Annotated in this window: 19 protein-coding genes; 10 read left to right on the forward strand and 9 right to left on the reverse strand. The window is 68.7% G+C overall.

Annotated elements, in window-relative coordinates:
• Positions 1–128 precede the first annotated feature (128 nt).
• Complete coding sequence (locus ACFV15_RS34820; protein ID WP_378355914.1) at positions 129–1,997, forward strand: S9 family peptidase; 1,869 nt, start codon at positions 129–131, stop codon at positions 1,995–1,997.
• Positions 1,998–2,000: 3 nt separating this feature from the next.
• Here the strand turns inward: ACFV15_RS34820 and ACFV15_RS34825 are convergent, their stop codons facing one another.
• From ACFV15_RS34825 to ACFV15_RS34835, 3 genes are all read right to left on the reverse strand, one after another.
• On the reverse strand, positions 2,001–2,363 hold the full coding sequence (locus tag ACFV15_RS34825; RefSeq protein ID WP_378355915.1) for a ClpX C4-type zinc finger protein: 363 nt from the start codon (positions 2,361–2,363) through the stop codon (positions 2,001–2,003).
• 158 nt (positions 2,364–2,521) lie between these two features.
• Entirely contained in the window at positions 2,522–2,920 is a 399-nt protein-coding gene (locus ACFV15_RS34830) for a TIGR03668 family PPOX class F420-dependent oxidoreductase (protein WP_378355917.1), read from the reverse strand.
• A gap of 54 nt (positions 2,921–2,974) precedes the next feature.
• On the reverse strand, positions 2,975–3,454 hold the full coding sequence (locus ACFV15_RS34835) for a DinB family protein (RefSeq protein ID WP_378355919.1): 480 nt from the start codon (positions 3,452–3,454) through the stop codon (positions 2,975–2,977).
• Positions 3,455–3,530: 76 nt separating this feature from the next.
• Here ACFV15_RS34835 and ACFV15_RS34840 point away from each other — a divergent pair, with 76 nt between their 5' ends.
• Complete coding sequence (locus ACFV15_RS34840; protein WP_378355920.1) at positions 3,531–4,430, forward strand: MerR family transcriptional regulator; 900 nt, start codon at positions 3,531–3,533, stop codon at positions 4,428–4,430.
• Here the strand turns inward: ACFV15_RS34840 and ACFV15_RS34845 are convergent.
• Both ACFV15_RS34845 and ACFV15_RS34850 read right to left on the reverse strand, forming a co-directional pair.
• A complete protein-coding gene (locus tag ACFV15_RS34845) occupies positions 4,334–5,233 on the reverse strand; it encodes an LD-carboxypeptidase (protein WP_378355921.1) in 900 nt (299 codons plus the stop codon). The genes ACFV15_RS34840 and ACFV15_RS34845 overlap by 97 nt on opposite strands.
• Complete coding sequence (locus tag ACFV15_RS34850) at positions 5,230–7,137, reverse strand: prolyl oligopeptidase family serine peptidase (protein ID WP_378355923.1); 1,908 nt, start codon at positions 7,135–7,137, stop codon at positions 5,230–5,232. Before ACFV15_RS34850 ends, ACFV15_RS34845 begins: the two co-directional genes overlap by 4 nt.
• Positions 7,138–7,212: 75 nt before the next feature.
• On the opposite strand from ACFV15_RS34850, the gene ACFV15_RS34855 reads away from it, so the two are divergent.
• Positions 7,213–7,788: a DUF3090 domain-containing protein gene (locus ACFV15_RS34855; RefSeq protein WP_378355925.1), complete on the forward strand. Its 576-nt coding sequence runs from the start codon at positions 7,213–7,215 to the stop codon at positions 7,786–7,788.
• A gap of 7 nt (positions 7,789–7,795) precedes the next feature.
• Entirely contained in the window at positions 7,796–8,566 is a 771-nt protein-coding gene (locus ACFV15_RS34860) for an SCO1664 family protein (protein WP_378355926.1), read from the forward strand.
• 8 nt (positions 8,567–8,574) lie between these two features.
• Here the strand turns inward: ACFV15_RS34860 and ACFV15_RS34865 are convergent, their stop codons facing one another.
• Together ACFV15_RS34865 and ACFV15_RS34870 are read right to left on the reverse strand one after the other, a co-directional pair.
• Positions 8,575–9,246, reverse strand: a complete 672-nt coding sequence (locus ACFV15_RS34865; RefSeq protein WP_378355928.1) for a TetR/AcrR family transcriptional regulator — start codon at positions 9,244–9,246, stop codon at positions 8,575–8,577.
• Between the two features lie 79 nt (positions 9,247–9,325).
• Positions 9,326–10,780 carry an MFS transporter gene (locus tag ACFV15_RS34870; RefSeq protein ID WP_378355929.1) on the reverse strand — a complete coding sequence of 485 codons (1,455 nt, stop codon included), beginning with the start codon at positions 10,778–10,780 and terminating at the stop codon, positions 9,326–9,328.
• Between the two features lie 174 nt (positions 10,781–10,954).
• Between ACFV15_RS34870 and ACFV15_RS34875 the strand changes: the two genes are divergently transcribed.
• Positions 10,955–13,309, forward strand: coding sequence for an immune inhibitor A domain-containing protein (locus tag ACFV15_RS34875; protein ID WP_378355931.1), 2,355 nt, complete (start codon positions 10,955–10,957; stop codon positions 13,307–13,309).
• Between the two features lie 537 nt (positions 13,310–13,846).
• Here ACFV15_RS34875 and ACFV15_RS34880 read toward each other — a convergent pair.
• A complete protein-coding gene (locus ACFV15_RS34880) occupies positions 13,847–15,109 on the reverse strand; it encodes a DUF222 domain-containing protein (RefSeq protein WP_378355933.1) in 1,263 nt (420 codons plus the stop codon).
• 433 nt (positions 15,110–15,542) lie between these two features.
• Here ACFV15_RS34880 and ACFV15_RS34885 point away from each other — a divergent pair, with 433 nt between their 5' ends.
• Positions 15,543–15,893 (forward strand): histidine phosphatase family protein, encoded by a 351-nt coding sequence (locus tag ACFV15_RS34885; RefSeq protein WP_378355935.1) that lies wholly within the window; start codon positions 15,543–15,545, stop codon positions 15,891–15,893.
• Between the two features lie 13 nt (positions 15,894–15,906).
• On the opposite strand, the gene ACFV15_RS34890 is transcribed toward ACFV15_RS34885, so the two are convergent.
• A complete protein-coding gene (locus tag ACFV15_RS34890) occupies positions 15,907–16,908 on the reverse strand; it encodes an alpha/beta hydrolase family protein (protein WP_378355936.1) in 1,002 nt (333 codons plus the stop codon).
• 83 nt (positions 16,909–16,991) lie between these two features.
• Here ACFV15_RS34890 and ACFV15_RS34895 point away from each other — a divergent pair, with 83 nt between their 5' ends.
• From ACFV15_RS34895 to ACFV15_RS34910, 4 genes are all read left to right on the forward strand, one after another.
• Positions 16,992–17,834 carry an aminoglycoside phosphotransferase family protein gene (locus ACFV15_RS34895; RefSeq protein ID WP_378355938.1) on the forward strand — a complete coding sequence of 281 codons (843 nt, stop codon included), beginning with the start codon at positions 16,992–16,994 and terminating at the stop codon, positions 17,832–17,834.
• A gap of 33 nt (positions 17,835–17,867) precedes the next feature.
• Complete coding sequence (locus ACFV15_RS34900) at positions 17,868–18,659, forward strand: DUF3097 domain-containing protein (RefSeq protein ID WP_378355940.1); 792 nt, start codon at positions 17,868–17,870, stop codon at positions 18,657–18,659.
• Between the two features lie 69 nt (positions 18,660–18,728).
• Positions 18,729–19,160: an NfeD family protein gene (locus ACFV15_RS34905; protein ID WP_378355942.1), complete on the forward strand. Its 432-nt coding sequence runs from the start codon at positions 18,729–18,731 to the stop codon at positions 19,158–19,160.
• A gap of 141 nt (positions 19,161–19,301) precedes the next feature.
• Positions 19,302–20,603: an SPFH domain-containing protein gene (locus ACFV15_RS34910; protein ID WP_378355943.1), complete on the forward strand. Its 1,302-nt coding sequence runs from the start codon at positions 19,302–19,304 to the stop codon at positions 20,601–20,603.
• The last annotated feature ends 38 nt before the right edge of the window (positions 20,604–20,641 follow it).

Here is a 20,641-nt window from a genome sequence, read left to right on the forward strand (position 1 = left end):
CTGTTGTCGGCTCTCTAGCCACTCGCCGCTGCGTTCGCGCTCAACGCATTCGTTGTTTATCTGTGGGGTTGTTTTTCCGTTGTGTTTGGGCGGCCCGCCAACACTCACGACATCGGCAGACTGATCACATGACAGCTCTGACCGCCGAACTCGTGGTCGATGGTCGCGTACCGCAGACCCCGGCCCTCGCCCCGGACGGGCACCTGCTCTGCTACGTCCTCGCGCCCTGCAGCCGGACCGGTGACCACCTCGACACCGAACTTTGGCTCGTCGACGGCGCCGCGTCGCGCCGGGCGACCACCGACACCGCGACGGAGTCCCGGCCACGCTGGTCCGCGGACTCGGGCACGCTCTTTTTCCTGTCCGACCGCGCAGACCGCGGCATCGCGCAGGTGCAGCGGCTTGACGTCACCGACGGCGCGGTGACCGCGGTGACCGGCTGGCGCGCGGGCGTCATCGACCACCTTCCGCTGGCCGACCCCACCATCGTCGCCCTGCTCGCCGAGGACGAACCCACCGGACAGGACGACATCCTTGTCGTCGGCGAGTGCGAACCGCGTGCCCGGCTGCGCCTGCTCGACCTGCGCACGGGCCAGGTCACCACCCCGGACGTGTTCGGCGACCGGCACGTCGTGGAACTGCGGCAACGACCCGACGGCGGCCCGCTCGCCGTGCTCACCCAAGCCAGTAGCGACAACGACTACGGCCCCCGCACCTGCCGCCTGCACCTGTTCGACCCCACGACCGGAACCACGATGGATCTCGGACCGGTCGGCGCCGACGCACGATCCCTGGCCTGGTGGCCAGGCGAGGACGGCTGGCACCTCGGCTATCTCGCCCTCACCCCACCGGTTCTGCAAGCAGGCACCGCCGTGTTCGACCTGACCGTGGACAGCCGCGTCCTGCGCAACCGGACCGACGGCCTCCCGATGTGCCCCACCGAACTGCACCAGACCGACGCCGCCCCACTGGTGGTGTTCGCCAACGGCCTGAACACGACCCTTGCCCGGCTCGACCCGACCGGCCCCACGACCTTGTCCCGGCACACCGGACGTCTCGACGGCCTCACCAGTACGCCTGCGGGCGAAAAGATCGCGGTGCTGACCGGAACCCGATACCAACCGGCGAACGTCCACATCGGACCAGTGACCGGGCCGCTGCACAAGATCACCGACACCCGCCCCGAACTGGACGGCGTAGCTTTCGGGACCCAGCGACCGCTGACCTATCGTGCCGCCGACGGCCTCGATCTCGACGGCCTGCTCGTGCTGCCAGTCGGGAAAACCGCGTCGGACGGCCCGTTCCCGCTCGTCACGATCGTCCACGGAGGCCCGTACGACCGCTTCGCCGATCGCCTCCAGCTGTTCTGGTTCCCCAGCGCGCAGTGGCTGGCCACTGCCGGCTACGCGGTGTTCCTGCCCAACCCGCGCGGGGGTCAAGGCCACGGCCACCAGTTCGCCCTCAGCGTGGCAGGCAGGGTCGGACAGGAGGAGTGGACCGACATCCTGACCGGCATCGACCTGCTCATCACCGAGGGCATCGCCGACCCGGACCGGCTGGGCATCGCAGGCGGCAGCCACGGCGGATTCATGGCCGCCTGGGCCGTCGGCCAGACCGACCGGTTCCGGGCCGCGCTGGACCTCGCCGGCGTCATCGACTGGGGGATGCTCGCCGCGACCGGCGAGAACGGCCAGTTCGAAGCCGCGCTCGGTGGCAGCACCGGGTGGTCCGGCGTCGGCCCGCATCCGCACGACGCGGTCAGCCCGATCTCCTTCGCGGGCCGCGTCCGCACACCGGTGCTCATCCTGCACGGCGCCGAGGACACCAACGTGCCACTCGGTCAATCCGTGTACTTCCACCGGGCGCTGCGCCATTTCGGCGTCGAGCACGAGTTCGTGATCTATCCCAGTGAAGGGCACTCGATCCGGGAACGTGGGCACCAGCTCGACGTCCTGCGCCGGACCCGTGCGTGGTTCGACCGCTGGCTCTGCCCGTAACTCTTATTCCTCGCCCGAAAAACGGCCCCACGCGGACTGCCTGGTCATTCCCAGCGCCTCGCCGACCTGCGACCACGTCGCGCCCAGCGACCGCGCCTTGCTGACCCAGACGGCCAGGTTCCGCTCGAGCTGCGCCTGCGCGGCCGCGACCGGCCCGAGCGTGGCGAGCACCGCCTCCAGCGACATCTCCAGATCCCACGGCCCGACCGGCGCGTCCGACGCCGGTGTCCCCGCCATGATCTTGGCCGCGAGGTCCACACAGCCGTCGCAGATGAACACACCGGGTCCGGCGAGCAGTTTCCCCACCTCACCGTTGGGCTTGCGGCAGAACGAGCAGTCGGCGATCAGGGGCTGGGGTGCGGGCATCGGGTTCCTCCTGGATGGCGTGTCAGGCGGAACCTTACGGCGTCAGGTGCAGCCTGACAAGAGGGTCGGTACTCGCAGTCGGCCGCGATCCAAGACTTCGAGGTAGGCGGCCGGATTCAGATATCTGCCACCGTCGGGATCTTCGACCACGACATGCTTCACGTGCTGCTCCAGTCACGCCAGACCGTGATCCTCGTGATCACGACAGGCCCTTGCGGCGGATGCTCGCGGTATTGCGGGTATTTAGCGCGCAGCCAGTCAACCGGCTCGGTCCGGTCGGTGACCGTGGCTTCACCGTCGGCGCGGACCCACCACAGCCGATCCCAGTCGTCGTCGTAGTGGTCGACGAGAAAACTCACCGCCGGGTTCGCCGCGATGTTCGCCAGCCGCTTCAACGCCAATGTCGACTTCGGCTTGTGATCGACCGCGAACACGATCTCGTCACCCGCCACCGCGAACGTCACCGGCACCAGATGCGGCACCCCGGCGGCGTCCGCCGTCGCGAGCCGCGCCACGCGGGCAGCGGCGAACCGGGCACGTGCTTCGGTGCTGTCCACCGTCTACACAGTACTGACAACGGGCTCGGCGCCCCTGCAATTTCAGGGCTTGGCTTAAACGGCGAGTATCTGCTCGCGCAGGATGTCGGCGTGCCCGTTGTGGTGGGCCAGCTCGCGCAGGACCTGCAGGTAGACCCAGTGCACCGTGCGCGGCCCGGCCCGGTGGCCGGTCACGACGGTGTCCAGCGGCAGATCCGCGACCGCCTTCCGCGCCGTGGCGCACGCTTCCCGGTAGGCCGCCGTGACCGAGGCGATGGTGTCGTCGTCGGTGAGGCGGAAGGAGTCGTCCGGAGTCCGCACCATGCCGAGCTCCTGGCGGGGCGTGCCGCCGACGCACTCCTCGAACCACACCCGCTGCATCCACGTGACGTGCTTGAGCAACCCGAGCAACGTCGTCGCCGACGAGACGAGCCTGCGGCGGGCCTGTTCCTCGGTGAGGCCGTCGAGGGTGGCTTCGATTTCGCTCCGGTATTCCTCGATGAACGCCTCGAGCTGTGTGCGTTCGTCGTCCAGCGGCACGTCGAACGAACCCATCGGAATCTCCTCTCGCGCACGGCACTGACCAGACGAGTTAATCAGTCCCGAAGCCCCGTCTAAGGTGGGAGGGGCCATGTTCACCATCGGGGATTTCGCCAGGCTCGGCCAGGTTTCGGTCCGGATGCTGCGGCACTACGACGCCATCGGCCTCCTGCGGCCGGCCGAGGTCGACGCGTCGTCCGGGTACCGGTTCTACAGCGCCGAGCAGCTGCGCAGGTTGAACCGGCTGGTCGCGCTCAAGGACCTCGGCTTCACCCTGCAGCAGGTCGGGGCGATCCTCGACGACAAGGTCGGCGCCGACGAGCTGCGCGGCATGCTCCGCCTGCGGCAAGGCCAGCTCGAAGCGCAGATCGAAGCCGACAGGGCCAGGCTCGCCGGCGTCGAGTCACGCCTGCGGATGATCGACCTCGAAGACTTCCCGCGCACCGTAGAGGTCACCGTCAAACCGATCCCCGCGGTCCGCGTCGCCGAGGTCAGCGCCATCGCGGCAGGCTACGAAGGTTCGGCCATCGGCCCGGTGATCCAGGCACTGTTCCCGCGCCTCGGCGAGGTGGTCACCGCCGCGGGCCTCGAACCCAACTACCCGGCCATCGCGTACTACACGTCCGCAGGCAGCGAAGTCGCCGTACACGCCGCGGTTCCCGTCTCCGCCGACCCCGGCCCGGCACACGGCTTCGACATCGTCGACCTCCCGGCCATCGAGTCCGCCGCGACGATGCTCCACCACGGCCCGATGGAGGACATCGGGGACTCCTTCCAGGCACTGGCCCGCTGGATCGACCACAACGGTCACCGCACCCTCGACTTCGCCCGCGAGGTGTACCTCGAGTGCGGCGAAGCCATGATCACCGAACTCCAGGTCGCCATCGCTCACGATCACCCGAAAGCGGGATCGTCTATGGTGAGCGTGCCCTCGGTCGCGTCGAGTTCCGCGGCCACGCCCAGCGGCACGGTCGGCGAGGCGTCGACGTGACCGAAGCCCAGGTCGGCCAGCACCGGCACCCCCAAAGACCCGAGCCGGTCGAGCATCAGCGCCTCGACCCGCTCCGGTGTGCCACACCCCGTCCACGAGCCGAGCACGATCCCGGCGACGCCGTCGAACCAGCCTGAGCGCAGGAGCTGGGTGAGCAGGCGATCGAGCCGATAGACGCTTTCGGTCACGTCCTCCAGCAGCACGATCCGCCCGCGCGCCGACCCCTGCTCCGGCGTGCCCAAGCCCGCGGCCAGCAGCGCGAGGTTGCCGCCGGTCAGCACGCCCCGCGCGCGCCCTGGCACGAGCGTGCGCGACAACGGGCTGCTCAGCGTCAAGACCTTCTCCGGCTCGAACAGGCTTTGACGTAGGTGCTCGGCCGCGAAAGTGTCGAAGCGCGGGCTCGCCGGCATGGGGGAGAAGAGCGAAACCAGGCCCAGGTGCGCGGAAATGGCCTGGTGCAACGCCGTCACGTCGCTCGAACCCGCGAAGATCTTCGGCGGTGCGTCGGCGAGCGCGTGCCAGTCGATCAGGTCGAGCATGCGCTGGCTGCCGTAGCCGCCGCGCGCCGCCAGCACGCATTGAACCGACGGGTCGAGCCAAGCGGCCGTGAACTCGGCCGCCCGTTCGGCGTCCGAGGCCGCCAAATAGTCCAAAGTGGAGTGTCTACTACGGACACAAGGGCCGACGGAGACCTTCAGGCCCCACGTCTCCAGCACCGGCAGCGCGGCGTCGAGATGGACTTGCGGAATCGGGCCGGACGGCGCGACCAATGCCAGCGTGTCGCCGGGGACGAGCCGCCTCACGAGCGCAGGTCCAGCACGCGCACGCCGGGTGTCTCGAAGCCGAAGACCTGGCCGTAGAACGACAATTCCGCCTCCAAGGCCGCGATGATCGTCTCCGCCTTGCGGAAACCGTGCTGCTCGCCCTCGAACGTCAGGTACGCGTGGCGCACCCCGCGCCCGCCCAGCGACGCGACGAACCGGTCCGCCTGTTCGGGCGGGCAGATCTGGTCCTCCAGGCCCTGCAGGAACAGCACCGGGCCGGCGAGCTCGTCCGCGTTGTTGATGGGGGAGCGCTGCCGATAACGCGGCTCGGTCTCGGGCAGCGGCCCGATGAGGCCATCGAGGTAGCGGGACTCGAAGTCGTGCGTCTCGCCGCCGTCCGCAGTCCAGGTGTACAGGTCGAGTATCGGGTACTTGATCGTCGCGGCGCTGAAGGTGCGCACGGTGGTCATCGCCGCCGCTGAGGTGAAACCACCCGCGCTGCCGCCGCGGATCGCCAGCCGCGCCGGATCCGCGAGGCCTTCGGCGACCAAGGCCTCCGCGACCGCGACGCAGTCCTGGATGTCGACGAGGCCCCACTGCTCCCGCAGCCGCTCGCGGTAGCGCCTGCCGTAGCCCGTCGAACCGCCGTAGTTGACCACCGCGACGCCGATGCCGCGGCTGGTGAAGTAGGCGATCTCCAGATCCAGCGTCGGGTATGCGCGCCCGGTCGGCCCGCCGTGCACGTGGATCATGAACGGCGGCGCCTCACCGTCCGGAGCCGAGAAATCCGGATTGGACGGTAGGTAGACGTATGCGGGCACGGGCCCGTCGGGGGTGTCGAACACGCGTTCCGCGGGCACCGGCAGGTACTCGTGCGAGGGCATATCCGCGGGCTGCGCGGTCAGGTCGGTCACCGTCGCGGTCACGTGGACGAGCGCGCTTTCGCGGTGCGGACCGGCCGCGACCCCGGCGATGCCGCCGTTGTACGCGGCCAGCGCCGCGTCCCACTGGGTCAGCTCCGGTGCCAGCCAGGACAGCGTGCCGGTCGTCTCATCGAGTACCGCGAGGCGTCCCGAGGCGATCACCGCGTACTTGCCGTCGCCGAGCGGGGTGAACCAGCGCGAGCCGAGCTTCCACAGCGCGCCGCCGATTTCCTCGGTGACCGGCGCGAGGTTCACCGACGAGCCGTCGAGGCCGATCCGGTGCAGATTCCACCAGCCGCCCGGATCGAGCAGCGCGAGCAGCGAGGTCGCGCTCTCCCATTCAAGCTGGCACACCGCGACCGCCGCGCCGCCCGCGATCACCTCGGGCGTGCCGAGCGAGCCGTCCTCGAGCAGCGGCGCGACGCACAGTTCCGTGCCGTCCCATGGCATCGCCGGGTGGTCCCAGCCGAGCCACGCCGCGTGCGCCCCATCGGGCGACAGCTGTGGCGCGGTCAGGAAGTGATGACTGGCCGCGAGTGAGCGCGGCGCGGCGCCGCCGAGTGACAGCTCCACCAGATCGCGTGAGACGTCGGCGCGCCGTGAGCCGACGCTGGTCTCCCGCACCGCCCAGACCGTGCCGCGCGGGCCGGGCCGGAGGTCGCCGAACCGGACACCGTGCGGCACAGCGGGTTCGGCTGTGATCGGTGTCACCTTGCCTGATGTCAGGTCGCGCACATAGACGCGCTGGTCGTCCCAGTGCGTGAACACGAGCCTGCCGCCGATCGCGAGCCAGGGCCGTCCGCCGTATTCGTGGACGCGGTTGCGGGCGTTCCACGGCGCGGGCAGCACCTCTTCACCGGCCCTCACCAGCGCGACCCTGCCGCCTTCGCCCGGTCTGGCCTCGGCCCACCACAGCACTCCGCCGACGGTGTCGACCCACTGCACGCCACCTCCGGCGGCGGCCGCGTCGGCGGCACTGATCGGCGAGGTCCAGGTTCCATAAGACGCGATCTCGGGCACCAAGCGAGCCTAATGGCACGGAACACGGGGCGGCAGATGCCGATGATCGTGCGTTGGCCTAGGGTCGAGGGTGCCATGTCTCGCGTAATTCACGTCTTCCGCCAGCCCGACCGGTTCGTCGCCGGGACCGTCGGGGAGCCCGGTGACCGCACTTTCTACCTCCAGGCGTCCGAAGATGTGCGCACGATCAGCGTGACCATCGAGAAACAGCAGGTCGCGGTGCTCGCCGAGCGCCTCGGCTCGTTGCTCGAGGAGGTCGCGACCCGCTTCGGCGCGGACGTGCCCGAGGAGATCCCCGACGACCTCGTCGACGTCGACCCGCTCACCGTGCCCGTCGAGGAGGAGTTCCGCGTCGGCACCATGGGCCTCGGCTGGGACGCCGACTCGAAGGCCGTCGTGATCGAGCTGCTCGCCATCACCGAGGGCGAAGTGGACGAAACGGTCGTACTCGACGACACCGAGGAAGGCCCCGACGCCGTGCGGGTGTTCCTGACCCCGGTCGCGGCGCGTGCCTTCGCCGAGCGCGCGGACCGCGTGATCAACGCGGGCCGCCGCCCCTGCCCGCTCTGCGCCGAGCCGCTGGACCCCGCCGGGCACATCTGCCCCCGCCAGAACGGCTACCGCCGCGACGTCGACGTGATCGAAGACTGAGCCGCCCGTGAACGACCTGCTCGCGCACGGGAAGCTCGAAGTCGAAGGCAGGCTGGTCGAAGCCTCCAACCTGACCTTGTTCTGCCAGGTCGAGCTGGACGGTGAGATCGCCAACGCCGTCTACAAGCCCGTGCGCGGCGAGCGCCCGCTCTGGGACTTCCCCGACGGCACGCTCGCGGGCCGCGAGGTCGCGACCTACCTGATCGCCGATTCGCTCGGCCTCGGCGCGGTCCCGCAGACCGTGCTGCGCGACGGCCCGTTCGGTGAGGGCATGGTCCAGCGCTGGATCGAGACCAGCGAAGACGAGCTCGTCGACGTCCGCGCCCCCGAAGACCTCCCGCCGGGCTGGAAGGTCGTGCTGCACGCCCACGACCGCAACGGCGAACCCGCGGTGCTCGCGCACGCCGACCACCCCGGCATCCGCGACCTCGCGCTGCTCGACATCGTGGTCAACAACACCGACCGCAAGGGCGGTCACATCCTGGGCGGCACGGACGGCACCGTCTACGGCGTCGACCACGGCATCTGCCTGCACACCGATCCGAAGCTGCGCACCGTGCTCTGGGGCTGGATCGGCGAGCCGCTGCCCGAGGACGCGATCGTCAAGCTCAAGGCACTGCGCGGCAAACTCGAAGGTGAACTCGGCGAGGCGCTCGCGCCGCACCTGACCAAGTTCGAGATCCTCGCGATCCGCGACCGGGCCGAGCAGCTCGTGTACGACGGCGTGTTCCCGTCGCCGGGCGACGAGTGGCGCGCGATTCCCTGGCCGCTGTTCTAGGGCGCGTTTTAGGGGGCACAGCGCGCGAGGATGCCGTCGACGATGTCTTCTAGGCCGCGCTTGTGCGTGTCACGTTCGGTCAGCTCGGACCAGTTCGCGGCCATCGACGTCAGCCGCGGGTACACCTCGGGATCCAGCGCGGCGAACGCCTTGTCCCGGTGCGACGGGCCGTCGTACAGGGCACGGCGGCGATTGCGGGTCACCCGGATCAGCAGCTCACCCGCCGTGTAGTACCAGATCGTGCGGTAGGCGTACACCGCGTCGGTTTCACTGAGCCCGCAGGCGATCGCCGAGTCGAGGATGTCCTCGACGATCCACAGCGCGGAGACGGCCATCAGGTCGTCGGAGGCCAGCACCTCGACGATCCACGGACAGCCCACGAGCACCTCGTAGAGCAAGCCGGCCGCGGTCAGGAAACGGGCGCGCGGCTCCTCAGGCTGCTCAGGCCGGGGAAACCGGGCCGCATGCGCGTCCAGCAGGAGCAGCAGGAGCTCGTCCTTGTCGCGGACGTGGTGGTAGAGCGCCATCGGCGTCGAGGACAGTTCCTTGGCCAGGCGTCGCATCGACAGCTGGCCCGGGCCCTCCTCGTCGACGATCAGCTGCGCGGCGGCCACGATCGCCTCCTGGGACAGCTTGGCGGGCCTGCCAAGCCTGCTCGATCCCGTGCTCCTGGACACCATGCGTCCTGCTCTCCTTCGCGCGGCGATAACGACCCATTGTCGCTCACCAGCGAAAGCCTGAGCCGCCCCGGTGGAGTCACTAAGCCTGCGCCTTCTCCGCGACAGGCAGTTCGGACGCGGCCGTATCTTCATCGCGAGGCGTGCCAGGCAGCACCACGATCGCGACCACCGTCGCGATCAACAGCAGGCACCCGGCGAGCATCAGGCCCAGCCCGAACCCGGACGTGGTCGCCACATCCGCCGAATCGCCGGCGGCCAGCCGGCTCTGTGTGTGGGCGATCTGCACGGTCACCAGCGCGGCGAGGCCGATCGCACCACCGATCTGCCGTGAGCTGTTGAGCAACGCCGAGGCCATGCCCGCCTCGTGCCTCGGCAGGCCACCGGTCGCCGCCGCGGTGAGCGGGACGAACGACAAGCCCATGCCGAGCCCGGCCACCAGTGACGGACCGAGCACATCGGTCAGGAAGCCCCCACCCGGCTCGAGCAGGCCGAACCAGCCGAAGCCGAGCGCGGCGAGCAGCCCCGCCGGGATCACCACCGTCTTGATGCTCACCCGGCGCAGCAGCCACGTGGAGGTGTAGATGCCGACCACCACGATGCCGCACATCGGCAGGAACGCCGCGCCCGCCTGCGCGGTCGGCAGCCGCAGGATCTGTTGCAGGTACAGGGAAATGAAGTAGAACGCGGCGAACTGCCCCGAGCACAGCAGCAGCATGAACAGGTTCGCCCCGCCCGCGTTCCGCTTGACCATCAGGCCGAGCCGGATCAGCGGGTCGGCGATATCGCCGTAGTGCTCCCACAGCAGGAACCCGGCGATCAGCACCACCGCCACGCCGAGTGTGATCAGCGTGGTCGGCGACGTCCACGCGTGCTCGCCGGTGCGCACCACGCCGAGGATCAGCAGGCCGATACCCGAGGTGGCCAGCACCGCGCCGACCACGTCGAGCTTGCCGCCCCGCCCACTGAAGAGCCCGGCTGGCAGTGCGCGCAGCGCGAGCCCGACCACGGCCAAGGTGATCGGCACGTTCACCAGCATCACCAAACGCCAGCCCGCGAACTCCGTGAGCAGGCCTCCGAGCAGCACGCCCGCGCTGCCGCCAACGGCCGAGACCCCGGCGTAGATACCCAGTGCCTTCGCGCGTTCCTTGCCTTCCCGTTGGGTGATGGTGAGCAGCGCGAGTGCCGCTGGCGCCATCGCCGCCGCGCCGAGGCCCTGCAGGCCGCGGGCGACGATCAGCTGCCATGGCGCCTGCGCCAGCCCGCCGAACAGCGAGGCCACCGCGAACAGTGCCGCACCGGTCAGCAGTACGCGCCGCTGGCCGAGCTGGTCTGCCGCGCGGCCGCCGAGCAGCAAGAAGCCGCCGAAGAGCAGCGCGTAGGAGTTGACGACCCAAGGCAACTGCCCCTGGCCGATGCCGAGCCCCTCGCGCATGGCAGGCAGCGACACGTTAACGATCGTCATATCGAGCGTGACCATGAATTGCGCGAGGGCCACCGCGATGAGTGCCCTGCCCCGGTCCAGGTTGCCTCGCACAGGTCCTCCAAGTTTTCGTACGCGTAAAGTGTACGCGTACGATAACAGCTCGCCCGGCCATGAGGCCAGGCGGATCAGGACGGCCAGAACCGACTTTCGTCCGTAGCCGCATGCGCATTCGGCTACGTAACGTCCACCGGGTTTGCGTTTCCACCTGTTGGATGAGGGGAAGTCGTGCGAAGAGTTCTGGCCGGAGCGGCCACGATCGTGCTGCTGAGCGCGGGCATCACGCCCGCCGTGTTCGCGGCACCGGCACCACCACAGCAAGCCGCCGACCAAGCGGTGGCGCAGGTCGACGAACTGCCCAACCCGCTGGAGGACAAGCGCCGCGCGCTGCGCCAGGAGGCGCTGGCGAAGGTGCTGACCGGTGAGGCCACCGCGCAGAAGCGGGGCCCGAGCACAGTGGCCAAGCTGGGCAAGAAGGCCACGAGCCAGACCGACAAGACGCCGACCGACCAGTACGTCGAGCTCGCGCGCGAGAAGACCGACAAGGTGTTCGTCGTGCTCGCCGAGTTCGGCAACGACCGGCACCCGCAGTACCCCGACAAGGACCAGGACCCGGCGACGCCAGGCCCCAAGCGCTTCGACGGGCCGCTGCACAACCAGATCCCGGAGCCGAACCGCGCGGTCGACAACACCACGATCTGGCGCCCCGACTTCAGCAGGCAGTACTTCCAGGACCTGTACTTCTCGACCGCGCCCGACGCGAACTCGGTCGCTAACTTCTACGACAAGCAGTCATCCGGCCGCTACAGCATCGACGGCATGGTGACCGACTGGGTCAAGGTCAAGTACAACGAGGCCCGCTACGGCCGCTCCAACGGTTTCCCCTGCGGCGGCACCGTCTGCAACAACTCCTACGACCTCGTGCGTGACGGCGTGACCGAGTGGGTCAACGCGCAGAAGGCGGCAGGCAAGACCACCGAGCAGATCCGCACCGAGCTGGCCGCGTTCGACCAGTGGGACCGGTACGACTACGACGGTGACGGCGACTTCAACGAGCCAGACGGCTACATCGACCACTTCCAGATCGTGCACTCCGGTGGCGACCAGGCCGACGGTGACCCGTGGCAGGGCGAGGACGCCATCTGGAGCCACCGCGGCTACGCGTTCAAGAACTACAGCTCAGGTCCCGGCAGCAACAAGCTCGGCGGCGCGCCGATCGGCGACACCGGCCTCTGGGTCGGCGACTACACCATGCAGCCCGAAAACGGCGGCGTGAGCGTGTTCGCCCACGAGTACGGCCACGACCTCGGCCTGCCCGACCACTACGACACCAGCGGCGGCGGCACGAACGGCGTCAACTGGTGGTCCATCATGGGCCAGACCCGTGTCGGCGAGCCCGGTGAGGCGCCGGGCACCCGCGCCAACGAGTTCTCCGCGTGGGACAAGCTGCAGCTCGGCTGGCTCGACTACGAGGTGGCCGTCGCCGGTCAGGAACGCACCTTCGACCTCGGCCCGCACGAGTACAACACCGCCAAGGCGCAAGGCCTCGTCGTCGTGCTGCCGGACGTGCCCAAGACATTCGACTACGGCGCCCCGTTCGCGGGCTCGAAGATGTGGTGGAGCGACAAGGGCAACGACCTCGACAACTCGATGACCGCGCCACTCGACCTGACCGGCAAGTCGTCGGCGTCACTGAGCCTCAAGACGCGCTTCGACATCGAAGAGGACTTCGACTACCTCTACGTCGAAGCCGCCAACGCCGACGGCAGCTGGACCCAGCTCGACGGCACCGTCGACGGCAAGCCGTTCATCCGCGACTCGGGGAACTCGCCGGCCATCAGCGGCTCCTCGGCGGGCAAGTGGGCCGACGTGAAGGTGCCACTGGACGCTTACGCCGGCAAGAACACCAAGCTCCGCTTCGCCTACCGCACCGACGGCGGCCTCGCGCTGCAGGGCTTCTTCGCCGACGAGATCGTCGTCACCGCCGACGGCACCCCGGTACTCACCGACGGCGCCGAAGCCGCCGGACCGTGGACCCTCAAGGGTTTCCGCACCGCGGCCGGCAAGGAGACCAAGGTCTTCGACCAGTTCTACATCGCGTCGAACCGGACCTACGAGTCCTACGGCAAGTACAACCGGACCGGCCCCTACCGCTACAGCTTCCCGGACAAGCCCGACTGGGTGGAACACTTCCCGTACCAGGACGGCCTGCTCGTCTCGCTGTGGGACACCAGCCACCTGGACAACAACACCAGCGAGCACCCCGGCGAAGGCCTGATCCTGCCGATCGACGCCAACCCCGCGCCGATCTACAACCTCGAAGGCCGGGCCTGGCCGCCGACCGTTTCAGGCTACGACGCCCCGTTCGGTCTGCAGAAGTCGGACTCGTTCACGTTGCACATCAACGGAAAGGCCTCGTACATCCGCGGCCAGTCCCCGCAGCCGGTCTTCGACGACACCAAGCAGTTCTGGTACCCGGAGACCCCGACAACGGGCGTCAAGCTCGCGGGCGTCGGCGTCGGCCTGCGCGTGCTCTCGCAGTCCGGCACCTCGATGAAGGTCAAGCTCTTCAAGACGAAGTAGCCCCAGCACTGGATACTCACCCGCAGTCGTGAGCGTTGCGGGCGGTTCTATTTGTGCGGAAAGCCAAATGTGGCTGGCTGGTGAGGCGCGCTGAAGCCTCGGGTGGGCGTGAAGCGAGGGGGCCTTTGGGTGCGTAGTACGCACTCGGGGGCACCCTCGCTTCACGATGGGGTTCTGGCGGAGTCGCCCGAAGCCCTGGCAGACCGACACTGGCCAAGGTCGCCAGCACAACATGACACCTTTGACCTTCCGCCCAATAACCGCCCGCAACGCTCACGACCTGGTTTCAGGATCGCCACTCTCGGCTGCTCGCTTGGGGTTTGGGTCTGCCTGGGTTGGATCCAGGGCGGTCCCGTATGAACATTTCCGCTGCCTGGATCGGGTTGGGTGGTGGGTCGCTGCGGAAATATCCATACGGACCGGGGGCACGTTGCCGCGACCATGTTGTGGCTCGGTAGGGCCCCTGACCGGGGTTCTGGTGGTCGCCCGGGTGGCGGGTCGGGCTGCCTCGGCCGAGGCAGCGTGGTGGCGGCGGTGTCAGGTTCGGCTGGTGTGCAGGGTATTGCGGCGGGGCGTGCGTGCGGGGTCGATGAAGGCTGGTGGAATGAACTCCGGATAGCCGTCGCTGGCGATCCGGACTTCCCAGTCACTGGAGTGGATCAGCCGGTGGTGCCTACCGCAGAGCAGCACGAGATTATCGATCTGCGTTTCCCCATGGTGTGCCCAGAAAACGATGTGGTGTGCGGTGCAGCGTTGGGGTGGGGCGTCGCATCCGGGGAAGGCGCAGCCGCCGTCGCGGATGGCGAGCGCCAGGCGTTGTGCAGGTGTTGCCAGGCGTTGGGTGCGGCCGACATCCAGCGGCGCACCTTTGGCGTTCAAGGTGACGGGGATGATCTTGCAGTCACACGCCAAGATCCGGGCCTCGGTCGCACTGATATCACCGACCAGATCCAGGCAAGCGCGCCCGATCCCCGTCTTCAGTTCCTCCAGGCCGACGGTCACCACGACATGCACACTGTCCCCAGCCTGAGTCGGGATCTTCGGGTTGCCCATGCCGAGGGCGACGAACTCAGCGAACGCGTCACCCATACGCTCCCACTGCGACCGGGCATCCCGGCCCTCCTCCTCAGTCGCGGGGCGAGGTTTCGCGAGCGGATCGAGAGCGGCTTTCAACCGGGCGATGGTCTCAGCGTCGGTTGTGATTTTGATGCCGTGGGTGCCGTCGCGGTGGGTGATGAACCCGAGCTCATGCCGCGGGGCGGTGGGGTCGGGGTCTTTGGGTTCGCGGCCATCCGGGTCGAGCCGGTCCCGCAGGTTCGCGGCGGCCTGGGCGATCTGGCGCGGCCCGGCAGTACGGGCGAGATCGACGAGGATCTGCTCCCCGGTTTCCCGTTCCTCCGCCGATACCCAGGCGGGCAGGGCGGCGAGTCCGGCGATGATCGGATCCAGCTGCGCCGCACCCAAATCCCCCTCCAACGCGGCTGAAGCGGCATACGGGGCCAGCGCCGGAATCCTCGCACCGCCGTCCTGGCGTGGGTTGAGCGCGCGGGCTCGGTCGACGCGGGCTTTGGCTTCGCCGGGTTTGATCTGGACCCAGTCGACCAACGCCTGCGACAACACCGCATACCCGGTCACGTCCTTCACGCCACGCGATTCGATCTCCGCCAAGATCTGACCCTGCTCCGCCTCCAGACGGCGTTTTTCTCGTTCGTGCGCTACGTAGTTCATGAGCAGCGCGTCCTTCTCGCAGCGCCACCACTCGGGCGGTGCTGCGAGGTCGGGACTGTCGGTGCTGATCATGACTCCATCTTACCTGCGCCCAGAGACATATGCCACTAGACACGTCGGGAGTTTTCGACTTTCCTGAGGTGGCCCGACCCGCCACGCAAGGCGGGCATCAAGCCCCGGGCGGAGTTTTCGGTGAGTCACAACGGATTGTGGACAACGTGCCCCCCCGGTCCGTATGGATATTTCCGCGGCGACCCACCACGCAATCCGGCCCAGGCAGCGGAAATGTTCATACGGGACCGCCCTGGAGCCGACCCAGTAGACCCAAACCCGGAGCCCAAAAAAAACCCAATGTGGCTTTCGTCAGCCCTGAGCTGACGAAAGCCACATTGGGAGGCTAGAACCTGACGAATGCCACATTGGGGGTAAGGGCTGGCACGACCCCGGCTCACGGCAGCAGGCGAACGCACAGCCGTCGCGATCGCCGAGTCGTTGCGCGCGAAAGGTGTCCGGGCCGGTCGAGATCTACTCATCCCACCTACGACGCACCACACAGACAGCCTGGAGCGTGAGTGAGCGGCTCGGTATCGAGCCGATGCTCGACGAACGGCTGCGCGAGAGTCCTACGGCGAGGCCGAGCGCAGGCCGCGGGAGTGACATGACCAGCCCGACGCCTGCCGTGGGTGACCAGCTACGGCACCACGAGCGGCAATCCTCGAAAGCGTGGCGCAAGGGTTCGCCGCGACCTTCGTGCTGGCCTGGTGGATCGAGATGCCGCTCGAAACCACGACTTCAACGCCCCGTCCGGCAGCGTCAGCGTGTTGCACGAGGACGACTTCTTCCTCAACAAGCCTAGGGGCGCCAGAAGCCTAGGGGCGCCAGAACTTGACCTCGGGAAACCGGGGTGACGGCCTGCCCAGCAACGGCTGCTGCCGTCCCCGCAGATGCAGGTCGAGGAACGCGGTCACGTAGTCGCGCGTGATCCGCAATCCGCGCGCGGCGGGGAGTTTCTGGTCCGGTGGCAGGCCGAGCTGGTCGGCGAGCACCGGCAGGTCGCTGAACATCGACGGCCCGGCGCGTTCGACGGTGAGCCAGCGTTTCCAGCCGGTCAGTGCCGGCCACACGCGGTCCCAGCTCGGGTCGGACTGGCCGCCGGGTGCGTGGCGTGGGGTGCCGAGCAGGAGCAGTGGCCGGTTGAGGCCCGCAGGTACGGGAAACGAGCCGTCGAGGGTGACGCCCGCGCTGATCCGGGGATCCGCCTGCATCGCGGGTACCACGCTGCCGCCGCCGATCGAGTGGCCGACCATCGCGATGCGGCGGGGGTCGATCAGCTTTCCCCGGCCCCACACCGGGGTTTTCCCGATCAGCCGGTCGAGCACGAACGACACGTCCGCCGCACGGCCGCGCGCGATCTTGACGTCGTCGCGCGCGAGGTAGCCGGTGGTGTGGCCGTCGGGGAACGTGGTTGCGACGGCTTCGTGGTTGTGGCCGATGGCCGCGACGACGTAACCCTGGCTCGCGAGGTCCTCGCCGAGCGTGCGCAGTGTGCCGCGCGGCTGCTCGCGGCCGGGGGAGAGGACCACCAGCGGCGCGCGGGAGCCGAGTGGTGGCGCGTTGACCCGCGCGTGCGTGCCCACCGTGGTCAGTGCGTCGCCCGCGATGTCCGCACTGAGCCCGCGCGCGATCCGCTCGGACTCGGCGAGTGTCAGATAGGGCGCCTGCCTGCCCGTCTCGACCAGTGCGGGGTACCAGATCGAGACCATCAGCTCGCGCCGGTCGTCCGGCAGCCACGGGTCCGGCCGGGTGACGTCGCGCAGGTGCAGGGTGATTTGGCCGATCGGGTTCCGACCGGAGGGCTCGGGCAGCTTCATATGGGTATGATCATACGTCCGTCAAAACTGCGGTATCCGGAGAAACCCGGATAATTCCCTGGTTCGCTGTCAGGCTAACGGTCATGATCGTCTTGGATACCGCCGCACGGGCAAGGTTGGTCGACCGATTCGGGCCCGCCGTGACCGCATGGTGTGACCGCCTTCCCGCGCTGGTGGACGAGTTGTGTGACCGCTGGGGACTCGAGGTGCGCTCCGCGATGCCGGGCAACACCGGCCGGACACTGCTCTGCCGCGACGCCGACGGCCACTCCAAGGTGCTCAAACTGACCCCGGACACCGAAATCGCCGCCACCGAGGCCGCCGCGCTGCGCGTCTGGGCCGACTCACCGCACGTCGTCGACCTCCTCGACGCCGACGACGGCGTACTCCTGCTTGACGGCATAGTCCCCGGCGCGCCGTTGCACGACACAGACATCCCATATGGCCAGGTCGACGCAATGCTCGCCGAACTGGCGGACTACACGCCCCGGGATAGAGCAGGCTTTGTCCCCCTTTCCGAACGCGTGGACTTCATGTTCACCCTTGCCGCGCGCCGCAACCCGGACGTGTTCCCCGATGTGCAGCGCCGTTCGTGGGAATTCGCCTCGAAACTCGCGCGCTACGACGCGAAAGCGCTGGTGCACGGCGATCTTCACCCCGGCAATGTGCTCTGGGGCGCGGACGGGATCGTCGTCATCGACCCGCGGCCCAGTATCGGCGACCCGACGGCCGACGCCGTCGACTGGGCACTGCACCCGATGCTCACCGGTGGCTCACTCGAAGACGGCATCGCCGCACTGCCGAGCCTCGACGGTGACCGGGTGCGCGACTGGTGCTCCGCGTTCGCGATCCTCCTCGCGCTCTCCGCGGTCCGCCGCGGCCTGCCCGCCGCGTACACCGAGGCGCTGCTCGGCGTGGCGCGCTGACGAGCTACCCGAACCGGACTACCGTCGGCGCCCGTGCGCTATGACGATGTGCTGGCCGGACCACGCAAACGGGTGATCCCCGAGGTGCCCGCCGAACCCGGCCTGGTGGTCGAGGAGGCGGGCAGCGGGTTCTGCGGTGCCGTCATCCGTATCGAGTACGGCAACGTGGTGCTCGAGGACCGCAAACTCAACCAGCGGGTGTTCCCGCTCAACCCGGCTGGCTTCCTGCTGGAGGGCAAACCGGTCACGCTGGTGCCCGTCAAGGCCGCGCCGCAGCCGTCACGCAAGATCTCCGCGTCCGGTTCCGTGCACGTCCAAGGCCTGCAGGCCCGCGTCGCCAAGGACTCCCGCATCTGGGTCGAGGGCAAGCACGACGCCGAACTCGTCGAGCGCGTGTGGGGCCACGACCTGCGTGTCGAAGGCATCGTCGTCGAACCGCTCGACGGCGTCGACGTGCTCGGCGACCGCATCGCCGAATTCGGCACCGGCCCCGAGCGCAGGCTCGGCGTGCTCGTCGACCACCTGGTCAAAGGCAGCAAGGAATCCCGCATCGTCGACGCGGTCCGCGACGAGAACGTGCTGGTCACCGGGCATCCGTACATCGACATCTGGCAGGCGGTGAAGCCCGCGGCCGTCGGCATCAAGGCCTGGCCGGTGATCCCGCGCGGCGTCGAGTGGAAGCAGGGCATCTGCGACGCACTCGGCTGGGGCGAGCCGTACGAGGGCTGGCAGCGCGTGCTCGCCGCCGTTAGCAGCTACCGCGATCTGGAGACACCGCTGATCGGTGCCGTCGAGCGGCTCATCGACTTCGTGACGGTCGGCTGAAAGTCAAGTGTCCATCAAGCAGGCGATTCTTTCCGGGTGCGAACCGTCACTTTCTGAGACGATGGGCGCATGACGGCGGCAGTGGTATGGCTGATCGTGGGCTTCGCCCTGATCGTGGCGGAAGTGATCTCCGGTGAGTTCGTGCTGCTCATGCTCGGGACGGCGGCGCTCGTCACCGGCGGCGTCTCCGCGCTGACCGGGAATCCGTACATCGACGCCGCGGTGTTCGCGGCGTCCTCGGTCGGACTGTTGTTCCTCGTCAGGCCCGCGCTGAAGCGCAAGTTCCTCGGCGGTGAGGGCGCCAAGACCAACACCGACGCCCTCATCGGCACGCACGCCATCGTGTTGTCCACAGTGGACGGCCACGGTGGGACGGTGAAGCTCGGGGGCGACACCTGGTCGGCGCGCGCCTACGTCGAGCACGACCGGCTCCAGCCGGGCACGAAGGTGACCGTCATGGAGATCTCCGGCGCGACGGCCGTGGTGAGCCCCGACCCCTGACCGAGAACGACCCGGCGAAAAGTACATGAGCACCAGAGCGGAAACCCGCGCTGAGAAGGGAAGAAAGTCTTGTCGACGATAGCGATAGTCGTTGTCGCGCTGATCGTGCTTTTCGTGATCATCACCGTGGGGAAAGCCATCATGGTGGTCCCGCAGGCACAGTCGGCCGTCATCGAGCGGCTGGGCCGGTTCCGCACGGTCGCGTCGCCCGGTCTGACCTTCCTGGTGCCGTTCCTGGACAAGGTGCGCGCCAGGATCGACCTCCGCGAGCAGGTCGTCTCGTTCCCGCCCCAGCCGGTGATCACCGAGGACAACCTGACCGTGTCGATAGACACCGTCGTGTACTTCCAGGTCACCGACTCGCGCGCGGCCGTGTACGAGATCTCCAACTACATCGTCGGTGTCGAGCAGCTCACCACCACGACACTGCGTAACGTCGTCGGTGGCATGAGCCTGGAGCAGACGCTGACGTCGCGTGACTCCATCAACACCCAGCTGCGTGGTGTGCTCGACGACGCGACCGGCCGCTGGGGCATCCGCGTCGGCCGTGTCGAGTTGAAGGCGATCGACCCGCCACCGTCCATCCAGGACTCGATGGAAAAGCAGATGCGCGCCGACCGTGAGAAGCGGGCCATCATCCTCACGGCGGAGGGCCAGCGGGAAGCGTCCATCAAGACCGCCGAAGGTCAGAAGCAGAGCCAGATCCTCGCGGCAGAAGGCGCCAAGCAGGCCACCATCATGGCGGCCGAGGCCGAGCGGACTTCCCGCATCCTGCGCGCGCAGGGTGAACGTGCCGCCCGCTACCTGCAGGCGCAGGGCCAGGCGAAGGCGATCGAGAAGGTGTTCGCCGCGATCAAGGCCGGCAAGCCGACCCCCGAGGTCCTGGCGTACCAGTACCTGCAGACGCTGCCGCAGATGGCGCAGGGCGACGCGAACAAGGTCTGGATGGTCCCGAGCGACTACGGCAAGGCACTCGAAGGCTTCGCACGCGCACTCGGCGCACCCGGCGACGACGGCGTCTTCCGCTACGAGCCGCCGAAGGAAGAGGACACCGAGCGCCCGGTGCTCGACGACGACGAGGTCGCCGCCTGGTTCGACACCTCGACCGACCCCCGCATCGCCGAAGCCGTCCGCGCGGCCGAAGCCGTCGCCCGCCAGGAAGTCCCCGGCCCGCTCGGCTCGACCCCGCAGGCCTCACGCCCGACGCCGCCGGTCCTCGCCGGCCTCCAGGGCGGCGACAAGGGCGGTTCCGAGCCGGAGCCTCAGGAAACGGAGCGCACGGAGGTCCAGCAGTCGCCTCCGCCGCCCCCGCAGCCCGCGCCGCTGCCCCAGCCGCACCCGCAGAACTTCCAGCCGCGGCAGCCGGGACAGTTCAACCCGCCGCAGGGAAACCCGCCCAGCGGCCCATTCCCGCAGCAGGGCCCGTTCGGCGGCTCCCGCTAGTACATCGGGGTCGTGAGTGGTATGGCCGGTTCTAACCC

Source organism: Amycolatopsis sp. NPDC059657, assembly GCF_042734395.1.
Taxonomy (GTDB): Bacteria; Actinomycetota; Actinomycetes; order Mycobacteriales; family Pseudonocardiaceae; genus Amycolatopsis.